The organism is Phaeobacter sp. PT47_59 (genome assembly GCF_028890025.1).
GTDB lineage: Bacteria > Pseudomonadota > Alphaproteobacteria > Rhodobacterales > Rhodobacteraceae > Phycobacter.
Genome location: NZ_JARCJL010000016.1, coordinates 1 through 22,288, shown reverse-complemented (window position 1 = coordinate 22,288; position 22,288 = coordinate 1). Strand labels below are relative to the sequence as shown.

Annotated in this window: 18 protein-coding genes; 11 read left to right on the top strand and 7 right to left on the bottom strand. The window is 59.7% G+C overall.

From position 1 onward, the window contains the following. Nucleotides 1-94 precede the first annotated feature (94 nt). Nucleotides 95-1,375: a plasmid replication protein RepC gene (gene repC, locus PXK01_RS14585; protein ID WP_274860645.1), complete on the top strand. Its 1,281-nt coding sequence runs from the start codon at nucleotides 95-97 to the stop codon at nucleotides 1,373-1,375. Between the two features lie 12 nt (nucleotides 1,376-1,387). Here the strand turns inward: repC and PXK01_RS14580 are convergent, their stop codons facing one another. Then, nucleotides 1,388-2,485, bottom strand: coding sequence for a tyrosine-type recombinase/integrase (locus tag PXK01_RS14580; RefSeq protein ID WP_274860688.1), 1,098 nt, complete (start codon nucleotides 2,483-2,485; stop codon nucleotides 1,388-1,390). A gap of 157 nt (nucleotides 2,486-2,642) precedes the next feature. Between PXK01_RS14580 and PXK01_RS14575 the strand changes: the two genes are divergently transcribed. Together PXK01_RS14575 and scpB are read left to right on the top strand one after the other, a co-directional pair. Continuing rightward, nucleotides 2,643-3,527, top strand: a complete 885-nt coding sequence (locus PXK01_RS14575; RefSeq protein WP_084353839.1) for a DUF1403 family protein — start codon at nucleotides 2,643-2,645, stop codon at nucleotides 3,525-3,527. A gap of 2 nt (nucleotides 3,528-3,529) precedes the next feature. Further along, nucleotides 3,530-4,126, top strand: a complete 597-nt coding sequence (scpB, locus tag PXK01_RS14570) for an SMC-Scp complex subunit ScpB (protein ID WP_084353838.1) — start codon at nucleotides 3,530-3,532, stop codon at nucleotides 4,124-4,126. Between the two features lie 95 nt (nucleotides 4,127-4,221). On the opposite strand, the gene PXK01_RS14565 is transcribed toward scpB, so the two are convergent. The 4 genes from PXK01_RS14565 to PXK01_RS14550 all read right to left on the bottom strand — a co-directional run bounded on the left by PXK01_RS14565 (nucleotide 4,222) and on the right by PXK01_RS14550 (nucleotide 7,640). Beyond that, complete coding sequence (locus tag PXK01_RS14565) at nucleotides 4,222-5,061, bottom strand: hypothetical protein (RefSeq protein ID WP_084353837.1); 840 nt, start codon at nucleotides 5,059-5,061, stop codon at nucleotides 4,222-4,224. Nucleotides 5,062-5,074: 13 nt separating this feature from the next. Beyond that, nucleotides 5,075-5,992 carry a nucleotidyl transferase AbiEii/AbiGii toxin family protein gene (locus PXK01_RS14560; protein ID WP_084353836.1) on the bottom strand — a complete coding sequence of 306 codons (918 nt, stop codon included), beginning with the start codon at nucleotides 5,990-5,992 and terminating at the stop codon, nucleotides 5,075-5,077. Continuing rightward, complete coding sequence (locus tag PXK01_RS14555; protein ID WP_084353844.1) at nucleotides 5,982-6,812, bottom strand: type IV toxin-antitoxin system AbiEi family antitoxin domain-containing protein; 831 nt, start codon at nucleotides 6,810-6,812, stop codon at nucleotides 5,982-5,984. The genes PXK01_RS14560 and PXK01_RS14555 overlap by 11 nt, the downstream gene beginning before the upstream one ends. Nucleotides 6,813-7,058: 246 nt before the next feature. Further along, nucleotides 7,059-7,640, bottom strand: a complete 582-nt coding sequence (locus PXK01_RS14550; RefSeq protein WP_235866649.1) for a plasmid pRiA4b ORF-3 family protein — start codon at nucleotides 7,638-7,640, stop codon at nucleotides 7,059-7,061. A 416-nt stretch (nucleotides 7,641-8,056) separates the two neighbouring features. Here PXK01_RS14550 and PXK01_RS14545 point away from each other — a divergent pair, with 416 nt between their 5' ends. The 3 genes from PXK01_RS14545 to PXK01_RS14535 are packed head-to-tail and all read left to right on the top strand — an operon-like array spanning nucleotide 8,057 to nucleotide 14,062. Continuing rightward, the gene (locus PXK01_RS14545; protein WP_084353834.1) at nucleotides 8,057-10,585 is read left to right on the top strand and encodes a tellurite resistance TerB family protein; all 2,529 of its coding nucleotides are present in this window, start codon (nucleotides 8,057-8,059) and stop codon (nucleotides 10,583-10,585) included. Next, nucleotides 10,578-11,885 carry an ATP-binding protein gene (locus tag PXK01_RS14540; protein ID WP_084353833.1) on the top strand — a complete coding sequence of 436 codons (1,308 nt, stop codon included), beginning with the start codon at nucleotides 10,578-10,580 and terminating at the stop codon, nucleotides 11,883-11,885. The genes PXK01_RS14545 and PXK01_RS14540 overlap by 8 nt, the downstream gene beginning before the upstream one ends. 5 nt (nucleotides 11,886-11,890) lie before the next feature. Then, on the top strand, nucleotides 11,891-14,062 hold the full coding sequence (locus tag PXK01_RS14535) for a DEAD/DEAH box helicase (protein ID WP_084353832.1): 2,172 nt from the start codon (nucleotides 11,891-11,893) through the stop codon (nucleotides 14,060-14,062). 43 nt (nucleotides 14,063-14,105) lie between these two features. On the opposite strand, the gene PXK01_RS14530 is transcribed toward PXK01_RS14535, so the two are convergent. After that, entirely contained in the window at nucleotides 14,106-15,851 is a 1,746-nt protein-coding gene (locus PXK01_RS14530; RefSeq protein ID WP_084353831.1) for an ATP-binding protein, read from the bottom strand. Between the two features lie 9 nt (nucleotides 15,852-15,860). After that, on the bottom strand, nucleotides 15,861-16,784 hold the full coding sequence (locus PXK01_RS14525; RefSeq protein ID WP_143514619.1) for an SIR2 family protein: 924 nt from the start codon (nucleotides 16,782-16,784) through the stop codon (nucleotides 15,861-15,863). A gap of 582 nt (nucleotides 16,785-17,366) precedes the next feature. On the opposite strand from PXK01_RS14525, the gene PXK01_RS14520 reads away from it, so the two are divergent. The 5 genes from PXK01_RS14520 to PXK01_RS14500 all read left to right on the top strand — a co-directional run. Further along, nucleotides 17,367-17,705 carry a DUF736 domain-containing protein gene (locus tag PXK01_RS14520; RefSeq protein WP_037207756.1) on the top strand — a complete coding sequence of 113 codons (339 nt, stop codon included), beginning with the start codon at nucleotides 17,367-17,369 and terminating at the stop codon, nucleotides 17,703-17,705. A 634-nt stretch (nucleotides 17,706-18,339) separates the two neighbouring features. Beyond that, complete coding sequence (locus PXK01_RS14515) at nucleotides 18,340-18,516, top strand: hypothetical protein (RefSeq protein ID WP_165198475.1); 177 nt, start codon at nucleotides 18,340-18,342, stop codon at nucleotides 18,514-18,516. A gap of 432 nt (nucleotides 18,517-18,948) precedes the next feature. Beyond that, nucleotides 18,949-19,662, top strand: coding sequence for a helix-turn-helix domain-containing protein (locus tag PXK01_RS14510; protein WP_232272178.1), 714 nt, complete (start codon nucleotides 18,949-18,951; stop codon nucleotides 19,660-19,662). Next, nucleotides 19,655-21,595, top strand: coding sequence for a relaxase/mobilization nuclease domain-containing protein (locus PXK01_RS14505; protein ID WP_084353828.1), 1,941 nt, complete (start codon nucleotides 19,655-19,657; stop codon nucleotides 21,593-21,595). The genes PXK01_RS14510 and PXK01_RS14505 overlap by 8 nt, the downstream gene beginning before the upstream one ends. 16 nt (nucleotides 21,596-21,611) lie before the next feature. Continuing rightward, nucleotides 21,612-22,288: type IV secretory system conjugative DNA transfer family protein (locus tag PXK01_RS14500; protein ID WP_274860643.1), on the top strand; the 677-nt coding region annotated here is incomplete at its 3' end.

The window sequence follows — 22,288 nt, the reverse complement described above, 5'->3', positions numbered from 1 at the left end:
GAAGATATCTCTCCCGCGAATCACTGTCAACAAGAACGCCACTTTGGCGAACGGCTTTCTTTTGCCTCCACATAACTGGAGGTGAGAAACAGGCATGAAACATACAGGTTGGCGCAAGCCGACACCGGGTCTTGGCATTGCAGAGCAGCTTGCCCAAGCCGGTGAACGAGTAGCTGTACCCAAAACGCGGGTGTTCGTCGCCGTGAAGCGGGTCGGTGCATATATTGGCCTCAAGGCCGGAGACATGATGCTCCTCGACACGCTCGGGGCCTTCACCCAGGCCCAGGACTGGGAGGAGGGGCAGCGCCCGATCGTCTGGGCGTCGAACGCCTATCTGATTGAACAGACGGGCTTCTCGCTTTCTGCGCTCAAGCGCCATGCGCGGCGACTGGCCGAGATCGGCGTGATCTCTTTCCAAGACAGCCCGAACGGTAAGCGTTGGGGCCGCAGGGACGCCGAGGGGCGCATCGTAGAGGCCTATGGCTTCGATCTGTCGCCTCTGTCGGCGCGCGTCGAGGAGTTCGAGGAGCTCCATGCCGATTTGCAGGCCGAACGCGAGCTCTGCCAGCGCCTGAAGCGCCAGATCACGGTGGCACGCCGAATGATCCGTGCGAGGATTGAGGCCGCCATCAGCAGCGCGCTGCGCGGGCCCTGGACGCAGTTCACAGGTCTCTTCGAGGAGCTTCTGGACCGGCTTCCGCGTCGCCATGAAGCGTCTGAGCAGCTTGCACGGCTGCTGGGCTGGTTCAAGGAGCTACAGGAGCGCGTCGAGGCGGCCTACCTCAACGCAACCGAGGTCGCCCAACCTGTTGAAAACACGCCGGAAACCAAGGCACAAGTTCCCGAGAAGACTCAAAAAATGAACCCCAGGGAGGTCATTTCTGAACCTCATATACTAATTACAAACCAACTTGATCCTGTAACTCGTAATTCCTCAGAAAATGAGGAAGTCGCGGCCGTGGTGCCCAATGCTCAGCCCGAAGATCAGGTTGATAGGGAGCTGGAAGAGTGGGTGGCAGAGGTGCGCAAGAAGCGCGCGGCGCTGGATCTGCCCACTGTGATGCAGGCTTGTCCCGAATTCGCGTCCTGGGCGCGAAATATGGGCGGGTTCCTGAAGGATTGGGGCGATCTGCACCGGGTTGCCGGGCAACTCAGGCCGATGATCGGGGTGTCCGAGCATGCGTGGAACGTGGCGCAAGACCGGCTGGGCAAACAGGTGGCGACAGCGGCGTTGGCGCTTGTCTTCGAGAAGCATTGCGCGGGCGAAGTTTCCTCGCCGGGCGGATATCTGCGCGGCATGGTCGAGAAGGCCGGGGCAGGGGAGCTGCATCTCGAGCGCAGCTTCTATGGCAGGCTCAGTGGACAGGCGGCATGATGGGGCAGGGGGTCAGAGTCCGGCGGCCTTGGTCAGGTTCACGCGGAACCGGTCGCGCCGGCGCTGGTAGCGGCGGGTCATCTCGGCCGAGGCGTGCCCGAGCTGCTTCTGCACGTAGCGTTCGTCGACTTCCGCTGAACTGGCGAGACCGGCGCGCAGTGAGTGACCTGAGAACAGCGCCAGGCGCTCTTTTTCGGTCAGCTCGGATCGGATGCCGGCGTTCAGGACGGTGCGCTTGATCAGGCGTGCGACATGCTTGTCGTTCAGTCTGGTTTCGGATGCTCTTTTGCCGTCGCGCGAGGTGCCAACGAAGACCGGACCGAAATCGATCTTGGCAAAGTGCAGCCATTGCTGGAGCGAGTGCACGGGGCAGGTCTGATCCTTCGAGCCGCGGCCGATCTCGACTTCACGCCAACCGGTCTTGGCGTTGAGGGTCAGGAGGGCACCTTTCTCCATGATCTCGATCCATCCGCCGGAGTCCGGCGTATCGTCTTTGTGCACGTCGACGCTGACGATTTCCGAGCGGCGGAGACCTCCAGCGTAGCCCAGCAGCAGGATTGCCCGATCCCGCAATCCGCGCAGGTCGAAAGGAAGGGTGGCGACCATCGCGACGATTTCCTCGGCCAGGATCGCTTCCTTCTGAACGGGTGGTCGCGCGTGTTTTCGCTTGATCCCCGCCAGCACCGTGGCGATGTGCCGGTTCTTGCGATCGAGGGTGAATCCCCGCTGCGCGTAGTTCCAGGCGAGACCCGACAGGCGGCGGTCTATGGTGCTGACCGAAAGGGGAGGGGAGGGCCCAGAACCGGACGCTAGATCCGCGAGGTATAGGCCGATCATCTCCGGCGACGGGGGCAGCGCTTCCGCGCCCTTCATCCGGCACCAGCGTGCGAAGTGCGCCCAATCCTTTGCATACGCCTTCAGCGTGTTGTCCGAGGCGGCGGCGCGGGCATAGTCTCTGGCCGTGTCCACCAGTCGATCGAGCGTTCCGGACCCGGCGACATGGGAGGGCAGGGCGATGCCATCGCTTTCCTCTTGATCTCTCTCGCCCGCGCGAGCATCATCAAGCTCATCAGAGGGCGCTGACGTCGATTTCTCGGTCTCTGAGGGCATCTTTCCTGTGAATCCGGCGGTGAAATTGAACTGTTTCCCAGCATATCTTTTCATGTCCGATAATGCAAACTTATTGGACATAGCGCGATCTTGCAGGCTGCGGCGGTTCTAACGCTATTTTCTGGTGAAAAGCGCCGCGATGACGTAGGCTCCAAGCATGACATATGCTCGGCTCGATCACACCAGCGACCTCGACACATTACCCCGGATGCCCGCCTGGGTCACCTCAGCGCGGGCTGAAAGCCTTGAAGATGTTGCGTTTTTGTCGGGCGCAGCGCTGAGCCACCTGCATGTTGTGCTGGAGCGCGAGGAGGTGCCCCAAGCCTTGTTGCGGGATCGGCTCGCGCTGCGCGCAGCGGAGGCCTGTGTCGCGTTTTCGGGGCGCCTGGAGAGAGCAGGGGATCTGCGCGACGCGGTGCATTTGTTGCGTTCTGGCGATCTGCCGGGACCGGCTGGCGAGACCTGCCTCGCCTGGCGGCGCGCGGTGGAGCGGCCGGTGTCGACCAAGGCTCTGGATCGAGCCTTGCCGGCCTTCGAGTCGGGCAAGATCGCGATGTGGCTCAATGCAGGGAAGGGGGCGCCGGTGACTCGGGCCGCGATGGTGCTGGAGGCGGTGCTGACGGAGGCGCCACGCGCTGACGTAGCTTCGCTGGTCCTCGCGGATGCGGCTCTCGCCCAAACATTCGGTTGGGATCATCTCGTGCCGTTGTTGGCCGCGGGTCTGAAACGTGCCGACCTGCGCAAGCAGGGCGACGATTTGCGTCTCGTCTGTCATCGGGCACTCATCTTATCGGCGGTCGAGGCTGTGCGTCTCTCCGCCGACCTCGCGCGTCGGGCGGCACACCTAAAGGCCGTTGCGCCAAAGCTTCGCGCCAAGGGAGCGGATGCCGCTGTCGAGATGTTCCTCACCCGCGATGCCGTGGCACCTTTGGCCTTGCCCTTGTCGGATCGCGCCGCGCGGCGGCTTTGCGACCGACTGGTCGATCTCGGCGCGGTGCGCGAGCTGACAGGGCGAGACACGTTTCGGCTCTACGGGGTGTAGCGATGGCGAAGGATCGTTCAGAGCCGGACCTGGACCGTGAGTTGGCCGACCTGCCGCCTGAGCTGCGCTGGCGGGAATGGATGCGCCGGATCGAGGCGGTGCTGTTTGCCTCCGCCTCGCCTGTCCCGCGCCAAGACCTCGCCCGCGTCGTGGGGCAGGGGGTCTCGGTGGATCTGTTGGTCGAGGATCTCGTCGCCGATCTGGAAGGGCGGGCCTTCGAGATCGCCCAGGTCTCTGGCGGCTGGATGTTTCGGACGCGGGCGGCCTACGCTCCCGCGATCCGGGTCGCCGCGGATGTCGAGGATCAGCTACTCGACCTGAGTGAATTCGACGTCGCGGTCTTGGCCGCCATCGCCTATCACCAGCCGATCACGCGCGACGGGCTCAAGGACATCTTCGGCAAGGAGATCAGCCGCGACCTGATCGGTCGGCTGCATGCGCGCGACTTGATCGGGACCGGGCCACGATCGCCGCGCCGCGGTGCGCCATACACATTTGTGACGACCGAGCAGTTCCTTGTTGCATTTGATCTGGAGACTCTCGCGGATCTGCCAGAGCGGGAGCAGTTGGAGGACGCAGGTCTGGATGGCGGGTCATAGGAATGGTTGCGGGCTGGCGATCCCCGTATTGGCCAAACGGTGAGGCATGTCGTGGACATTTCGTGACGCTCTCAGTTGTGACTTGTTGAGAGAACTCAGGCTTCGATCCTGAGCCCTCTGAACAGAGCTTCCCAAGGGTCCCCATCCTCGGTCATCGCGCCCGGTTCCAGGTTTGCTATGTTCTCGTCGATGACTGCGTTGTGGTAGTTCTTGAGCCAGCTGTATTTGCGCCGCACCGTCGCGTTGGGACTGTCGGCGAGACCGCTCTCCACCAACGTTTTGTGCCTACCCAGAAACTCGATCCAGCCGGCGTATTCGCCGTCGAGCTCGCTCAGACTGGCGCGAAGATAGTCGATGTAGTGGAGGCCTGACTCGTCCTGGCGCAGGAGGTTGTTCAGGTGACGCTCTTCATCCTCATAGGAATGTCCTTCCCGCCAAAGCGTTTGGTCCTGTCGGTGGCGTTCGATGACATCTTCATGGATCGCAATGCGCGGGAAGATGACCTCGCCTTCTTCCATGAAATAAGCCTGAACGAGGGCAGGCCCAAACACCGGACCACTGAAGTCGATGCCGAGATGCATAGGGCCGATGGTCATCGCGCCGCGCACCATTATGCCGTTCGCCACGCATTCGATCTGGATGTGCAGCAGATCGATGAGTTCCCAGACCAAAGGGCCAGCCTGGTACTGAGTTTCAATGGTTCTGGTTCTTACGATCGCGTCAGACACGATCTCTGCATGGACTTCGCTGATCATCCGCATCTCGTCGGAGCGGGTGGGCGGCGTGGCATCCCCTTCGGACACCCTGCGAAACATCGAAAGCAAGTGCCTGATCTCTGCACCGCTTCGCGTGTGCAGGAGGTTCCTGAAACCGAGGACATCAAAAAAGGTCACAAGGCATTCTTCGTAGTCGGGGTCGTTCTCGAAATCAGTCATCTCTGGTCCATCTTCAGCCGAGGAGCTTCTCCAACTCTTCCCCTTGGGCGGCATGCTTCTTGGGGTTTTCTGCTTTCAGCTTGTTCACGTTGATGAGCTTCCATCGGACCGCTGGAAGCTCGGCCGCTTGAGGGCGGTCGATCGCGTCGAAGTCTGGATCGCCGTCATGCAGGGTTCTCAGAAACCTCTTCGCGCCCTCATCCAAGCGGGATTGGATATCACCGATCAGGCGGTCGCGCGTTGAGACCAATTCCGTTAGGTCGACTGCTTCCTTCGTCATGCCCTCGAATTCCCGCGCGTAGGGCTGATCTAGATCGATCAGGTTTGGATTCAGCAGTTCGTGCGGCGGGCGTGGTGAACTCGCGAGGTAGATCAGAAACGTGCGGAACAACTCGTCGGTAAACCCTTCGTTCTCGTAGAGCAGTTTAACGTCGTAGAGGTCTCGCGGGTGCTGGCGATCTAGGGCCGCATGTAGCTTGCCGCCGAACAAATCCTCGAAGGAGACGATGTTCATCGTCGCATATCCGAACGCCTCCTCGACGGCTTCGGAGACTTCGCGTTGTTCCGGATCATGCACGACGCCCCGGGTAACGGGGGAGGTTTCGATTTTGATTTCGGCTGTGCCGAGGCGGGCGAGCGCACGCGTGGCGCCGCCGCCACCGCCGGCAATTCGCTGCGCTTTGGCGCCGGCGATGCCGCCTTCGATGGCGGCGGTAATCCGGTCCATCGCGTCGTTGATCTCGACGAGGCTGTCGGCGCGGTCCTTGACAGGCAGATAGGTCAGATCGATATCGACCGAGAGGCGCGGAAGGTCGCGATAGAAGAGGTTGATGGCCGTCCCGCCCTTGAGCGCAAATATCTCCTCCTTCGCCACATATGGAAGTACCCGTACGAGCAGGGCCACTTGGGCGGCATAGTCTTCACGCGCCATCACCACGTTCCTTTCTTACAAACTCTTCGGGCACCATGATCCTGTAGCGTGGATGTATCTTGCCGCCTTTGACCAATGCGCGATCCCCGCTGCCGAGGTCGAAGTCTTCCGGATCGAGACGCTTGCGCCAGGCATGGTCGTGGCGGTCGGCGAACACGAAGAACAGGCGTTTGACCTTGATCTTCTTGCAACTTCTGAGCAGTGCCGAGAGGGTTCTTGGGCGCAACGTCGTCAGGCTTTCGAACACCATGTCGAGGTTGTGAAAGCTCTCCTGATCCGGCAACTCGTCAAGCGCTTCGAGGATGGCGCGTTCCGGCGAGGACATCACCAGTTTCCAGTCCCATGGCAGGGACGATGCTGTCTCGTTGAGATTATTTCGCGCGTCATTGACACCCAACTCTGGATCGGAGAACAGCGATACGCTGCGTGTGCGGAGTTCGGTGTTGAGCGGCAGTTTTTCGAGCCAGTTGGGGATTTTTGAGCCGTAGAGCCAGACTGTGCTCTTGTCGCCGAGTGAGAGGTAGTGCGCATAGCCTTGCAGGCCCAATGCCGTCGCCCCCCCGATATGGACAGGGTAGTGCATGATGTGCTGGAGCGAGAGCAGGCTGGTCTTCCAGTCGAGCGTATTCGTGGTGGCGCTGCTTGGTGCGGGACGGCGGAACACTCCGCGTCCTAGGCGTTCTAGCCAGCCGCGTTGCACATAGCCGTAGGACGAACGCCGACCTATCCCGTGGTGCTCCAGCCAGGCGGAGTCCACGAGGAACCCCGTGGGGACAGCCTCAAGAAGACTCTTTAGTTTTTCGTGTTCTTGTCCACTCATGGGCGACATAATGATGTATTTTTAAAGATGCCGCCACTTGTTTCTGTGATAACCTGTGAGATAGTCCGTCAAGGATCGACAAATTCTGGAATTTTCAAAGAGACTGGTGGTTGTCAGCTCTGAAGCTCACCAGCAAAGCAGGGCGTGGATGCCCTCGGAGGGCTGAGAAGACATCCGGCCATTCGGATCGAACAGTCGAAGCTATGTGCCCCTGTCGAAGCCGCTGCGCCAAACCAGAGTCAGGTTTCACTTTCGATTGTGGCGTTCTTTTGCCCATACAAACATCGCACCGACGGCAGCATTGGCTTGCTGCACGCTGAACACTTCCGGTTCGAACGCGCCCGCCCATTGCTTTGTATCGCGATGTTCCGGGTGGTGTTTGTCGGTCAGCGCGTCGAGAAACTCTTCGTAAGAGTAGGGTCCTCCACAGTCCTCTGGCGGGCAGGCTCGCTCTCCGTCAACACAGGCGGGAAAGTCCAGATCTGGTCTTCCGGTTGGTTTGCTAAACTTCTCAACGGTGACGAGATGCCGCCAGCCATCGCCGAAATCATAAGTGTATGTGAACTGACTGCCTTTCTTGACCAGCTTTCCAAGAGTAAACCTCTTCTCGTCCTTCCGCCCATCGGTAGGGTCCCAGCTGTCGTCACTTTCGTCGCGGGCCTCGAACCTGTCTTCGCCAATCTCGAACTCATGCAAATGATAGTCTTGCCAAGGCATAGCGCCCTGGAGAACGGAATGCAGGATGTCCAAGCTGATGTCATTCGGCACGACGATACGGCGCCAGATGGGTGGTTTGATGCCAACCAGTTCGATTTTCAGCTCAATCAAAGTGTGTTCCGCCTGTCTCAATGGCCCTGCCGTTGAAGTAACTTTTGATTCTTAAGTTGAAGCATTCAAGGGGAACATTGGCCCCTCCCGCCCTTTGGCCAGGACCGCGCCCTACTCGGTCGGCTGCGCGCAGCCGCCCTCCCCGAGCTGAAACGCCGCCTCTCCCTGCGACGTGCCGCTGGCCCGGCCGTCTCCTCCGGAGCCAGCCCGACCAGCCGTCGCATGGTCGTGGCAACGCTTCATCTCGGCCGTTCCGGTTACGGTCACTGGGGCAGGGGTGTGCCCGCAACGGTGCGAACAGATGTATGTGGCCATCGGCCCAATCAAGCATAAAGCATGGGAAGTGCTTCAACCATGACGTTAGTCGTTGCAAAGATGGCTGTGCAAAATAGTGTGGTTCGGAGAGGGTTCCGATAATGTCTTCAATAATCAAGTTTTTCCGAATTACATTCTTTCTCGTCCTGTATTTTTTCTTATGTATGGTCGTGGTGACCACAATGCTTCAGGGTTGGCCGATTGGCGGCCAGATGTTGTTTGCATTTGGTGTTCCCGTCATTCTGGTCTGGTGGCAAGAAAAACGGAGATCGCGGAAAGTCGCTGCAAAGGCGCAAGCTGAGGGGAGTTCCGAAAATCTACCCCCCCGACCTGAGCCGGTGCCGCGCCCAAGTGCCTACGACAAGCGTATCGAGCGTGAGCGCGAACGAACTCGCGAAGCCAACGCGTCCAAACAGCCGGCTGCCGTGCAGGCTTACTCCCCACCAAAGCAGGACTACGCTGAAATCGTTCGGGCTGGAAAGTCTGCGGCGCCGGCACTTGCCGCGGCCGCTGAACGAAATCAGCCCTCGCGAGTGGCATCGAGCGCATCGGTCCGATCATCGAAAAGCGGGTGGGTCCCGTCTTATGAAACAGCTAGCGTCGCCGGCCGCAACATCGGCGGGATGGTCTATGTCGGCACGGCTCCCTTGCTGAACACCTACGGGTATCGTGACAAGTGCCGAGCCTATATCGATCCGTCTCTGTCTGTCGCGCGCTCTGGAGCCGACAAAGCTGGTGAAGGTATGCCTTACTGGCCCGGATACGCGGATATCTCACCTCAGTGCCGGGCGACCTACCTCGACTGGTTGGCCAGCGGGCGCAACGACGCCTCCTACAACCCCGGATACATGTTCCTGTACTTCTACGGGCTGGAGCGTCGCTTCTTCGTCGATCAGTCCAACGAAGATGCCAAGGATATCGTCCAGGAAGTTCGGCGGCTGCAGTCACTTTACCCTGACAACCACTCCGTCAGGCGCTATTTGGGTGAGTTCCTCGACATTGCGATGCTTGCCGAAACCGACCTCGACGCTATCGAACCGATTTTCGAGAAGCAGGGCTGGGAACTTCCGTTCTCACTCAAATACGCAATCGGAGCTCGGATCGACAAAGGCGAGAACCTGACGGCTGACTGGTTGCTGAGTTGGTTCATCTGCCATCCGGAAACAAATCTGAGAACTCCCGCGACGCGGTGCCGTGACGAGTTCGTCGCTCTTTTCCGTATGCGGTTTGATCGGCGTTTTCCTGATGGGCTCAAAGTGACAAAACCCCGGAAATCACTCACGGCATCCTATCGCGCCGCCTCCAGCGAGTTTCAGGGGTCAGTCAATCCGACCGTGGATGGCAAACCCGTGCCCGACATCTCCGGCTTGCGCAAGCCGGTCGAGATTGCGCAAGAGCTGGCTGACGAGGTGATGAACGACCTCGACAAGCTCAGTCGCTTCCTGGGCCGAAACCCTGACGGCCGCGGAAGTGTGGAAGCGCATGCCTTGCTACCCTCTGAACTTTGGGATGCTTTCCCATCAGAGGAAATGGACCGCTTGAAATCTTGGGCAAGCGATATCGTCGATCGCGGGGGATTGGTGCCGCTTGAGGAGGTGATCGGACGACTGGAGGGAGAAACGAACGAGAAGATCGGAAAACGGCAAATGACAGGAGCCGCCGACGCGCTCGCGCGCCTCGGTTTCGGTCTGGCGCCCGACCCTCGGTTTGCGCTCCGGTCGCCCAAGACGGAGGAGCCTGTTGTGCTGTTTCGTCTGGGCGAACCCATCGAAAGACTGGAGGACGTTTCCGACAGCTATCGAAGCGCCTTGATCGAATTGGCACTTGGGTCGTTAGTCGCCCATGCTGATGGTCGCATCGCGGAGCCTGAACGCAGGGCGTTGGAAGATCAGGTTTCTGCCACGGCCCTCAGCGATCAGGAACGCCGCAGGCTGCGTGCAAACCTTGAATGGTTCCTGGCCGTGCCACCGGACATGACGCTTCTGCGGCGCAAACTGAAGGAGGTGGGCCAAGACAGCCAAGCCGCTATGCGGGCAGCGCTGGTCGGTGCAGCACATGCCGATGGCATTATTCACTCCGACGAAGTCGCAAGCATCGAGAAAATCTACAAGGCTTTGGGACTTGATCCTGCGCTTGCCTACACCGACCTGCATGCTGGCGAAGTTGCGGATGGTCCACGCACTGTTCGCGCGTCGCAACCGGGTCGCCCGGGCGAAGCGATACCCGCGCTCGAAAAAGCCAGCGGACCGAAACTCGACGCTTCACGGATCGCAGCAATTCGTTCGGACACAGAGCGCGTGTCGTCCGTCCTCGGTCAGATTTTCGATGTCAAAGAGGAAGAAAGTGGTGCCTCCGCGCCTGCCAGCCAAAGCCAGCTGGTAGGGCTTGACCCGAAACACGGCGCCCTTGTCCTCGAACTGGTCACTCGAGAGCATTGGTCTGAAACCGAGTTCGAGACGATCTGCGCCTCGCATGGGTTGATGGCATCCGGGGCTTTGGAAGTCGTGAATGAATGGGCTTTTGAGACCTACAACGAAGCACTGCTCGACGAGTATGATGGATATGACGTGTCTCTGGAAATTGCGGAGGCGGTAAAAGAAAAGATGAGTGCGGAGGGCAGGGATGTCTAAGTTGAAACCACGTGAACGCGATGCAATCGTACAGGCGCTTCGGGCCGGGGTCGTGCCCAAACTCGGTTTGCGCCATATTCAGGTTGGCCGCGTCCGAGAGATTGAAGAGCTCGTCAAGGACATGGACCGGATATCCGATGGCGGATCGGCGATCCGGTTCATCATCGGGGAGTACGGATCGGGCAAGACGTTCTTCATGAACCTGATCCGCCTCGTGGCTCTGGAGAAAGGCCTGGTCGTGATGTTCGCGGATTTAGCGCCAGATCGGCGCATTCACGCGACCGGCGGACAAGCTCGCGGGCTGTATGCCGAGATGGCCCGAAACCTCTCGACGCGGACCAAGCCCGATGGCGGGGCATTGGCCAGCGTGGTGGAGCGATTTGTCAGCCAGGCTCACCGAGATGCTGAAGAACGGGATTTGCCCACGGGGACCGTCATTCGTGAACGCCTTGGCCACTTTGAAGAACTTACCGGAGGGTTTGAGTTCGCCGAAGTCATCCGTCGATATTGGGAAGGCCATGAGACCGGCGACGACGAGTTGAAATCCGCAGCCCTGAGATGGCTGCGCGGCGAGTTCGCGACACGCACCGACGCGCGCAAAGCACTTGGTGTGCGAACGATCATCGACGACGCCAGTGTCTATGACCATCTGAAGCTGATGTCGGCATTCGTGTGCGAGGCCGGGTATAAAGGATTGCTGGTCGGCCTCGACGAGATGGTGAACCTCTACAAGCTCACTTCGTCGCAGGCCCGCAATGCAAACTACGAACAGATCCTCCGGATCCTGAACGATGTGCTGCAGGGTAGCGCCGAGAACCTCGGATTCCTTATGGGTGGAACCCCGGAGTTTCTGATGAACACCCGTCGAGGGCTCTATAGCTACGAAGCCCTTCAATCGCGTTTGGCCGAGAACACCTTCGCGCGGGACGGATTGGTCGACCTTTCAGGACCGGTTGTCCGGCTGGCCAGCCTGACCCCTGAAGATCTCTTCGTTCTTCTGGCCAATGTGCGGCGGATCATGCAGGACGATGCCGGTGCTCTGCCGGACGACGCGCTCGAGGCCTTCATGGCGCATTGTTCGGACCGGATCGGTGAAGCTTACTTCCGCACCCCGCGCAATACGGTGACGGCATTCGTGAACCTGCTTTCCGTGCTTGAGCAAAACCCCGGTGTCGAGTGGAGCGATCTGATCGAAAAGATCGAGGTCTCCGAAGACCTCGGCGAAGACATGAACGAGGTAGACGAGTCGACTGGTGCCCAAGACCCCGGTGACGATGATCTGATCAGCTTCAAGCTCTGACGCCGATGAGCAGTGCGTTCGACAAACTGGCGAGGCCTGTGCAGAAATGGATACGCCAGAAAGGTTGGCGCGAACTTCGCGACATCCAGGCGCGATCCATCCGGACGATCTGCGAATCCAATGCCGATTTAATCGTTGCAGCTTCTACGGCGGGCGGAAAGACCGAGGCGGCGTTCCTGCCGTTGATTTCACAGGTGCTTGACGAGCCGTCGGGCGGCACCGGCTTCGACCTGCTCTACATCGGTCCGCTGAAAGCCCTGATCACGGACCAGGCCATGCGGCTGGAGGGCATCTGCCAGGAAGCAGAGCTTCCGGTTGTTCCCTGGCACGGAGATGTCTCGCAATCCATCAAGACGCGCGCGTTGATATCTCCAAAAGGGATCCTTCTGATAACCCCAGAGTCCCTTGAGGCGCTTTTCATTCGTCGCGGTTTGGAAATTGCCCGCCTGTTTGGGGCGACACGGGCGGTCGTGATCGACGAGCTGCACACAGTTCTGGACAGCGAACGCGGTGTCCAGCTTCGTTCACTGCTCACACGGCTCGAGCTCGCGATAAAGCGCCCAATCCGTCGGATAGGTCTGTCAGCTACGCTAGGCGACATGGACCTCGCTAAGGCCTATCTTCGCCCTGACGCCGCAAACGCTGTCCAGCTGATCGAAGCAGATGGCGGCGAGGCTGAATTGAAGCTTCAGCTTCGCGGTTACCTTTCCGGCGATGAAGATGAAAACAGCCCATCCGCAACGGACGCGATCGCAGCACATCTTTTCAAACACCTTCGAGGCAGCGACAACCTGGTCTTCGCCGGAGCGCGTCAACGGGTCGAGATTTACGCAGATCGGTTGCGGGAGCTTTGCGAACGGGAGCACCTGCCACAGGAATTCTATCCCCACCACGCGAGCCTCTCCCGAGAACACCGTGACTTCGTTGAGCGGCGCTTGAAGGACCCTGCGAAACCGACGACAGCCGTTTGCACATCGACGCTCGAGCTTGGAATCGACATCGGTGACGTGACCTGCGTGGCTCAAATCGGTGCGCCATTCAGCGTCGCCGCGTTGCGACAACGGCTTGGCCGATCAGGCCGGCGTGAAGGACAGCCGGCCATTCTCAGGCAGTATGCTGTCGAAGCCAAGTTGACGCCGGAGAGCAGTTTCGTGGATCGTCTTCGCCTCGGCCTGATCAGGTCCATCGCGATGATAGACTTGCTGCTGGAAGGCTGGTGCGAACCTCCAAAACCTCAGGCGCTTCATCTCTCGACGCTCGTCCACCAGATACTGTCAGTCATAGCGCAGCGCGGCGGTGCGTCTGCAAGCGTGGTCTACAATGTGCTCTGCCGCGAAGGCCCCTTTCGGAAGGTCACAACCGAAGTCTTCGCAGATGTGTTGCGTGCAATCGGCCACCCAGAAACCGGCTTGATCGAACAGGTCGGCAGCGGGCTGTTGCTTTTGGGACCCGCGGGCGAAAAACTGGTTGAGCATTACAGCTTCTATGCGGTGTTTCAGACGCCTGAGGAATTCCGGTTGGTCGCAGAGGGGCGGGACCTTGGAACCCTGCCGATCGATAATGTTCTTGCCCCTGGGATGCTATTAATATTCTCTGGGCGACGTTGGGTTGTTCAAGAAATCCATGATCGTGAAAAGGTCATCGTCGTCAAACCCGCGAAGGCTGGTGTGCCGCCCGTCTTCGGCGGCGATGCGGGGGACATTCATGACAAAGTGATCGACCGAATGTTCGCCGTGCTCGAGGGGGATTCCAGCCCAGCTTACATGGATACAGTCTCTTTGATGATGCTCGAGGAAGCGCGTGCTCACTATGAACAGCTGGGGTTTAGGGCCAATAACCTACACACCATTGGCGAGCATACATCAGTCATTGCGACGCGGGTCGGTACTGTGAAGACATCAACCCTCGCGCTAGCACTGAGAAGTGAGGGGTTTTCGGTCGAACTGCATGACGGGTTTCTGATGGTGGAGGCCGGGGACGAAACCCCCGATCTTCAAACGGTACTAGCGCACATTCGATCTGGCGAACCTGTCGATCTGTTCGCTGGAGCTGGGAATTTAATGTCGGAGAAGTTTCATCCTTACCTGTCGCAGCCCCTCTTGGAGTTGGATGCAATTTCTTCCAAGCTTGCGCCCGATACTCTTACCGCGATGGTCGGTAGAATCGTCCCAGCATAATATGTGCGGCAATACTCGTTGACTGTTTTCATCGCTCCTAGGGCTAGTGATTGCTTTGTCTCCGCCAAGAAAGGACGGCATCTTCCGTTCCCGCAACTGGTGCCGCGTCACTCCAACGATCCCAGAAATTGACTGTCGCGCTATTGGGCTTGAAGCGCGGCTCGGACACCACAACTCGCGTCGGAAGCAAGCTCGCATCGCCGACCACCAATGCCTCACCGATGTCGAGGACCGGTAGAAGATCACCAAACCCGCCGAGGCTGTCAGGCAGCAACCGTTTGATCACGGATTGATCGTCGCCGTTGGTCAGCCGCATCGCAATGACATTGTTGCACTGGCTCAGAACGGTGCGGTTCACTTCGGATGGTCTTTGGCTGATAACCACTAGTCCAACACCGTATTTCCTGCCTTCTTTGGCGATCCTCTCGAAAATCCCGACAGAGATCTCATCGGCTGACTCTGACGATGCACGCTCCGGGATATACAGATGTGCCTCATCGCAGAACAATGCGATGGGATGACGGTTGTCTGGTGGCGTCCACTGGCTGACTGTGAATATCAGCCGAGCAATCAAGCTGACCATGAGCGGCAGGATGTCGGACGGCACTTCCGAGAAATTGATGATCTTGATCCCACCCTTGCCATCAGCTTGCGATCCGCGCCCGCCTATCAGGAAATGCGTTACCTCCGACAGCCAGGCCATATCCATACAGGCTGCTGGCGGCTGAAATATGAACCCAAGCCTGCGATCATTTCGTTTGGCTTCAAATCGCGCGATTAAGCGGCTGAGCTTGTCGAAGTATGGTCCTTGCTTATCCTTGTTGTTAGCGCCCGGAACCATTTGTTCGTTCAAGTCAGATAGTTGCTTGTGGACACTGTCGATATCGAAAGGCACGGGGCTATCGATAGTGAAATTTGCAAGAATGTCGGCGTGTTTTCCCGGATCAAGCATTGCGCGCTTCGCATCGGTGATACAGCGCGTCATGAGCATGGCTTGGTTCGGAGCGTTCTGATCGGACCGATCTACAAACAAAGCGACCAATGCCTCATAGCCGAGAAGCCAGAACGGTAGATGTAGAACACCGTCGGCCAGTCGGCGATCGTGTCCAATGTCCCCCGGCCCAGCGATGCGTAGATGCCGAAACTCGTCGCTATCGAGGGTCTGGTACTCACCATGGATATCGAACAAGATTACGTTGGCTTGTGGAAGACCGGCAATCTGGTCTAGGAGCCGCGCAGTTGTGTACGATTTGCCGCTGCCAGTGCTACCGACCACGATGGCATGACGTTGGAACAGACGGTTGCCGTTCAAGAAGGCCCGCGCGTCCTCGTCCAAAGCATAGCGACCAAGATCAAGCTGCGGGCCGTCGCCGGAAACCTGCGAAATGACCTGCATGAAGTCTGTCAGGCGCTGACCTTCCAAGGAAAAGCAATCCGCATCGATTTCGGGCACAGTCTCTAGGGTGCGCTTAAAGACGTTCTCTTTCAGCCCCTCCTTGTCTACGAGTGTTCCAATCAGAGCGACCCGAACGAGGTTGTTTTCGGGGAGCGCGGCTTCCGGATCCTCCTCAGACCCGTCTATTGCAGTTTCGTCACCTGCTTTGCGTGTGATGCGCGAAACTATCCCGATTAAGTGCTGCCCGGCTTTCGAGCTTCTGATCGCGGTCAACCGATTGACCTGAATCCGTTTGAGGCGTTCAAGTTCATCGACTCGCACCGTCACAGTGGCAGTATCGACGGCAATAATTTTGCCGAGACTTTCATCATCGTTGAAATCAAGTATGCCCAACTCTTCCTCCTAAAACCCAATCAATTCGTTCAATGCAGGCAACTCCCAATATTTGCCCCCGGTAACAACAATACCGTCTGGGCTGTCACGGTTGTAAACCATCGTCCCCTCATCGTGGTTCTCGAGCGCGAGGTAGTGACGCCCGGCGTTGTTCTTGAGAAAATCCTTGGCTTCGGGCGTTAAGGTGCGCGCTGCGACAAGGATGGGAACGTCATGCACACGACAACGCGTCATCAGCTTCGGATGGATATGGCCGTCGCGGAACCCGTATCCTATGCAAATGAATGCGGTCGCGGCACTCAACACACGATCGGCGCCCTGTATCGCGCTCCGAAAGGGCTCGTCGTGCGTCCGCTGATATTTGCTTACACCTGGCGTGACGATCAACGGAACCAAACCATCGGGCAACTCGCTCGTCATCGGTAGCGACATCACACCCCCATGCGGGTCTGAAAACCAATCAAGAGACCCGTGGACTTTCCAGACTGTGACCGTCCGCGCCAAATTGGCCCCTTGTTTGAAAATCAGATTCTCCGCCCCATCGGCCCGTCGCAGATAGCCCGGAAGGAAACCCGTGTTGTGGATGTAGCCGCCTGAATCGGCTGCATACTCTGCAACGCGGTCGTAGTTTGTTGTTACGACATGGATATTGCGGTTTGTACTTCGGAATAAACCTGTGAATAGGGTGCGGAGCGGAAAAATGGTCTCGGTCTTTATAGCTGATTTGAGCAGGCTATAATCGCCCTGAGCGATGAAGTCCCAGGTACTTCGGACAATCTTGACAACCAAGGAGTCGGGTAGAGGCTTGTTTTCTAGTGCTGCTTCTAAATGATCTCCAGCGGCCAAGGCTGTTCTAACAAGTGTCCAGGCATCGACTTCCGGTCCATCGTCGGCCTGTACATTATCGCGGAGCCAAACGGCCAAATCCCCCATGCCACGAATGCCATGCGGTATCGAGGCCCCGCTGCCCAAGACTATCACTGGGCTATGCTGTGCACAGTTTTGGCACTGCTTTGCGAGTTCTTCTAGTTCCAAAGCTATTTTGCCTCACTTCTTGTACTTCGGCTTAGTTTGTCTGTGCCCGAAAACGATTTGGTCCAAAATTTCGCTCTTACGATACCCCCGGTAGCACTTCTTTGTCACAGCAAGTTTTCGCTGTCGTCGCAAGGTGGGTGCGTCGGGAATCTGGCAAGTGACATGGATCCGAAAATGCCTGCTCCAGCTATGATCCATGCATCAACATGCGCCCTCTGGCATCTTTGACGGCTGTTCACCATCCTTCCTTAGCGGCCAACGCACTTCTCCCTTTGTCTGAGTTGCATGACATGCTGGTCGCAGCTGTCGTCCCGTCCACAAAGGTTGCCGCCGATCTTTTTCCCCTGACCCTGCGGGTCATTCCTCGCGGAGCAAAAAGACCGGCACCTGCCCCTCTCCGCTACGCTTCGCCTTCGGTGTGCCCGGGCCTTGGCCAGCTGCAAGGTGACCATCATTGCAACGCAAACAAGGAGAAGAGCAATGACCACGAACTGCATCAAATTCACCAGCGCCGACATCGAGACCGCCAAGGGCACAGGCTCCATCTCGACCCTGACCTTCGACCTCGACATCACGGTCGAGCCCGTCGCGAGCACGAACCCGATGGCCCCCACGCACCGCGTCCTCGGCCGCTCCCCGCGCGGCAAGCTGGTCGAGTGCGGCGGCATCTGGAAGAAGCAGAACAAGGAGACCGGTGCCGACTACTACACGCTGACCATCCGCGACCACGGCTTCAACGCCAACCTCGGCAAGGCCGCGAACCAGGACGATCTGTCCCTGCAGGCCGTCATCCCCTGGGGCCCGAAAGACGCCGCCTAAGCCAAGGGCCAGACCGCTCCGGCGGTCTGGCTATTTCTCGTTATGAGGAATGGCAGCGGTTCGGGTCCGAAACCCGTGTCAGAAGGATGCGGCATATTTCGGACGCTGACACCGAGGCGGATAGTCTGACTGGATCGATCGCAGAAGCAGCTTTGATCGTTCTGTTGAGGGACAGAGTGGATCGCGCGAACCCGAGGGTGAGCCGAAAGTCAGCAGGGGAAAAATGGGAGCCCACTGTGCGAGGTAAGCGCACCCCTTCTCTCAGTCGAGCAACCCGCGCTTGGGTCGTGTTGGCGAGGCTGCCAGGGTGCCGAACTCACCCTTTGCCGCGAGGGTGTAAACCGCAGATCAACGTCATGCGTCCGGGGGGCGACGTCTCACGTCAGGGCCACCGTCGCGCGCCTTTCCGTCGACCTGTTGGCCTCTCAGATCGCTAGCCCGGGGTCGAGCGGCCGGCAACGCTGGGGGCAGGTTTCTGGACGGCTGCGCCTTGAGCGCTGCGGTGCACCGCTCACAACAAACCTGCCCCCGGCGTGCTCCATTTCATTCCGCCCCGTGCCGGGTGCAGCCCGCTCTCATGCCCCCGGTCTTTTCCACGATCCGTCCAACGACGATCAACGGAAAGGATCACACCATGACACTCGAACAATCCATCGACCTCGCCGAACTGCAAGCCGACATGGCCTTTGATGCCTACCTCGCCGCGTTTGATGAAGACGCCCATCCCGAGACACTCGACAGCCTCGAGACCGAGGCGCTGATCGCCCGCAGCCGCTACGACGACCTGCGCTCTCAGGGACTGGGTCACTGACCCAGACACCCCTGCGGGTCTACTGATCCGCAGGGGTTTGACACCGTCTCTCAGAAGCTTCGTGACGCCCTCGAATGGTGGGACCCGCGCTATCTCGCGCGGGCCGTTTTCGTGTTCTTCGCGCCCGATCCGTTACCGGCTCGGGCGCTCGGTTTGCCTGACATCGCGTGCTGCTCCAGCGCAAGTTTAGGCAGATTAATTCGACCAGATTGCCGCGCATCGATGAGGACGGCGGCGTTCCATGTCGCGCTGCGGAGCAGTCTTGACTGCACCCTATTGCCAGCAAAAAGACACAGCATGCAAAACGTTATATTGCGCAATGTGATGTATTGAAGTATAAGCAAAGGAGAGAAGGAAGACGTTGGCAGGATATGGCCAATGTTTGCACATTTTGTCCGAGGGGTCTGTCATGGGCGTTTCCCGCAAAGCTGAATGCTCCGCCGCACGCGAAAGCGATTGCGAGCAATCGCTGCCTCGCGCGCGTCTGCGCATGCAATCTTTTTCTGGCAGCGGGAGAACGCCCTAGTGCCGAGGCCAGCGAAAAACCTGAAGCTTGAAGAGCGCATCGAAGTGGCGCGGCGCTTCACGGCGGGCGAGAGCGCGAAGGAGCTGGCGGCGGCGTTCGGTATCTCTCCGCGCCACGTGAACCGGCTCGCGAAAGAGGAGGCGGGCGAGGGGATCGCAGCGCGCGATCCGAGCGAGACAGTGGCTTTCCGGGCTAGTCAGTCTGAGCTTGCAGCGTTCGATGCCGAGTGGCGCGAACGGGGTTTTTCCAACCGGTCACAGGCGCTCAATGCGGTGCTGCGCGGACGGTGCGGTTTCCTCGATGTGCCCCGTGATCTGGTCGCCGAATTTTGCGCCGCATGGCGACAGGCGAAGGATGTGAGCGACGCTGGCATGGTGCTCGCCAAGGCGGTCCATCGCGGTCGGCTGGAGGTCTCGGCGGCGGATCGCGCAGTGCTGATCGAACTGCTCGATCTTGCGCAGTCGATGAGCCGTGAGATGGGCCGGATGAAGGATGCGGCGCAAGCGCTGCGTCATCAGGAGTGGCCGCAAAGGGAAGAAGGGCAGGGGGCGGATGGCGCGGTTCTGGAGGGCACCCCGCGCGAGACCGTGACAGGTTTGAGGCTCGTCAGGAATGGCTGATCCGCTCGCCCTCTATGCCTCGGTCATGGGCCGGCTCTGGGAGGATGAGCGTATCCGGGGTCAGGCCGCGGCGCGGATCGACGCGCGGCTGGCGGGGCGTCGGCAGGGGCGAAGTTTCTCGCGCGTCGGATCCATGTCGGCGCGCAACGCGCTGAAAGTGGCTTCAGGGCAGAGCCGGGCTGCGGTGTTCAAACGGATCCGGGCAGGAGGCTGCAAGACGAGGTGTAGCCTCGGGGCGCAGATTTCCTACATCAACGACAAGGCGGTATACACCTATTCGACGATGACCAACGCGCTGACCGATGCGGCGGTGCTTTCTGAGGAGCAGAAAGAAGACATCATCGAGGATTGGGCCGGGACCTGGCGCGGCTCGACCAAGCTCGGGTTCACCTCGCACATGCTGCTCTCGTTCCCGACCGACGTGACGGTCGATCAGGTGTGCGACATCGCCATGGACTGGACGGAGCATTTCTTCGAGAGCGGGGAATATGGCGATCAGTGGGACTATGTCCTCGCGGTCCATGACGACCGGGCGCACAAGCATGCCCATATCATCCTGAACAATCGCGGCGTCGAAAACGGCACCTGGTTCTCTTGCTGGGCCGAGGGCGTGATGTCGCCGCAGCTGATGCGCGAGAAGCAGGCCGAGATCGCTGAAGGCTACGGCGTGACGCTCGACGCCACCACCCGGCTCGAGCGCGGCATTTTCGAGAAGCCCGCCGGGATTGAGGAGATCTACCGCGCCAAGGAAGAGGCCCGCCTTCCGCGCGAGATCGTCATGACGGCCCAGGAATCCGCCATGGCGCAGGCGCAGGTGGTGGGCTTCGCCAAGGACTACAAGTACCTCGCCGACCTGCTGGACCGGATGGACCAGCGTCACATGGCGCGCGCCGTGCGCGGCATGGCAGACGGTCTCGGCTCCGGCACGCCCTGGAACTTCACCGAAGGAGAGATAGACATGAAGGACATCAAGACCGTCGGTGATGCGATCGACTATTCCGAGCGCACGATCGAGGCGCTGAGGCTCAAGGCCGAGGAATTGGACCCGGCCGAGCGCGCCGCCTTCGAGGCCAAGGCCGCGCCGATCATCGCGGACCTCTCGCAGATGGTGCCTGACCCGGAGCTGCGCGCACGGTTTGGAAAGCAGCTCGAAGAACCCTATCCGCCGGGGGCGGGCAGCGAAGTGCTGATTGCGGCGCTGCAATCCGGCAATGACGAGGGGCTGCGCTACGTGCTCGAGCGCGCCGAGGAGGTGGGCATGGACAGCGAGGAGCTGGTAGCCCGGATCACTGCCGGCGGCACGCGCAACTACGGCATGGCGCAAGACTGGGTCGAGCGCGACATGAACGCGGTGCTGGCCAAGGACGGTCTCAGCGTGGAGACCGCGAGTGACGACCAGCTCGATGCCGCGCTCGAAAAGGTCGACGGCGTGATGGACGCACTGATGGAGCGGGCGAAGGAACTGGGCGTCGAGATCGGCCGAACCCTCGCGGACGAAGAGGAGGCGACACTGCCCCTCATCGACGAAGACGACCGGACGCCCAATCCCTACCTGCAGGACCTGGCCGACATGCTTCGGGACGGCAAGCTCACCGAGGAACAGGAAGAGGTGGTTGAGCGGACCCTGCAATCCGAGCTCTTCAAGGAGTTGGGTGAGGAGGGTTTGGCTGCACTTCGCCGCGGCAACTACGAGGTGCTGGACGCGGCCCTTCCGAGCAAGCTCGACCAGATCACCGTCACGCAGGAATTCCTCGAGATGACGTTTGAGGAGACCGGCGACCAAGTCTTCACCGACCGCGCCGCCGGGTTGCAGCAGGACAAGGCGACGGAGGTGGCGCGGATGCGCGGCCAGCAAGAGGCGCAGGAAATGGGGCGTGAACTTGCCCGAAACAAAACACTAGATCGTGGTCTCGATGACGAGATGGAATTCTAAGGGGGAGATGACAACCATGACCAAGACACTCCCCCTTTGGGCCGCGCTCCTCTTCGGGGTGATCTGCGGCGCCGTCATCGGCACCATCGTCGCCGCCTTCTACCTGACCCTGGCCCTGAAAACCGGGTTTGGTAGTTTTGACATGCTGGCGCTCTGGAAAGCCAGCGCGGGCACCCGAGCGGCGCATCCCGAAGCGTTCAAGGTGGGGTTTGGCGCCGTAGGCTTCGGGGCGATTGGCCTCGGCGCCCTGGCGCTTGCCTGGACCTGGAAGAAGGAGCGGGACGACTATGGCTCGGCCCACTGGCAGACCAAGGCGGAGCTGAAGAAGAACGACATGCTTCAAGCGCCTGGCAAGGGCTTTGTCTGTGGCAAGCTCGGAGCCCCGACGTCCAAAGCTGAGTTCATCTCCTCGACCACCATCCCGCATGTGATGATGGTCGCGCCGACCCGGGCCGGTAAGGGGGTTGGCTTCGTGATCCCGAATCTTCTGAGCTTTGCGGGCTCGGTTGTGGTGCTGGACGTGAAGGGCGAGAACTTCGAGAAGACCGCGCGGCTCCGGGCGCTCAACGGCGACGAGGTCTATCGGTTCAGCCCGTTTGATTGGGCCAATGCCACGCATCGGTACAACCCGCTTGCGCGGATTGCCAAGGCCCCGACATTCGCGCAGCGCTTCACCGAGGTCTCGATCCTGGC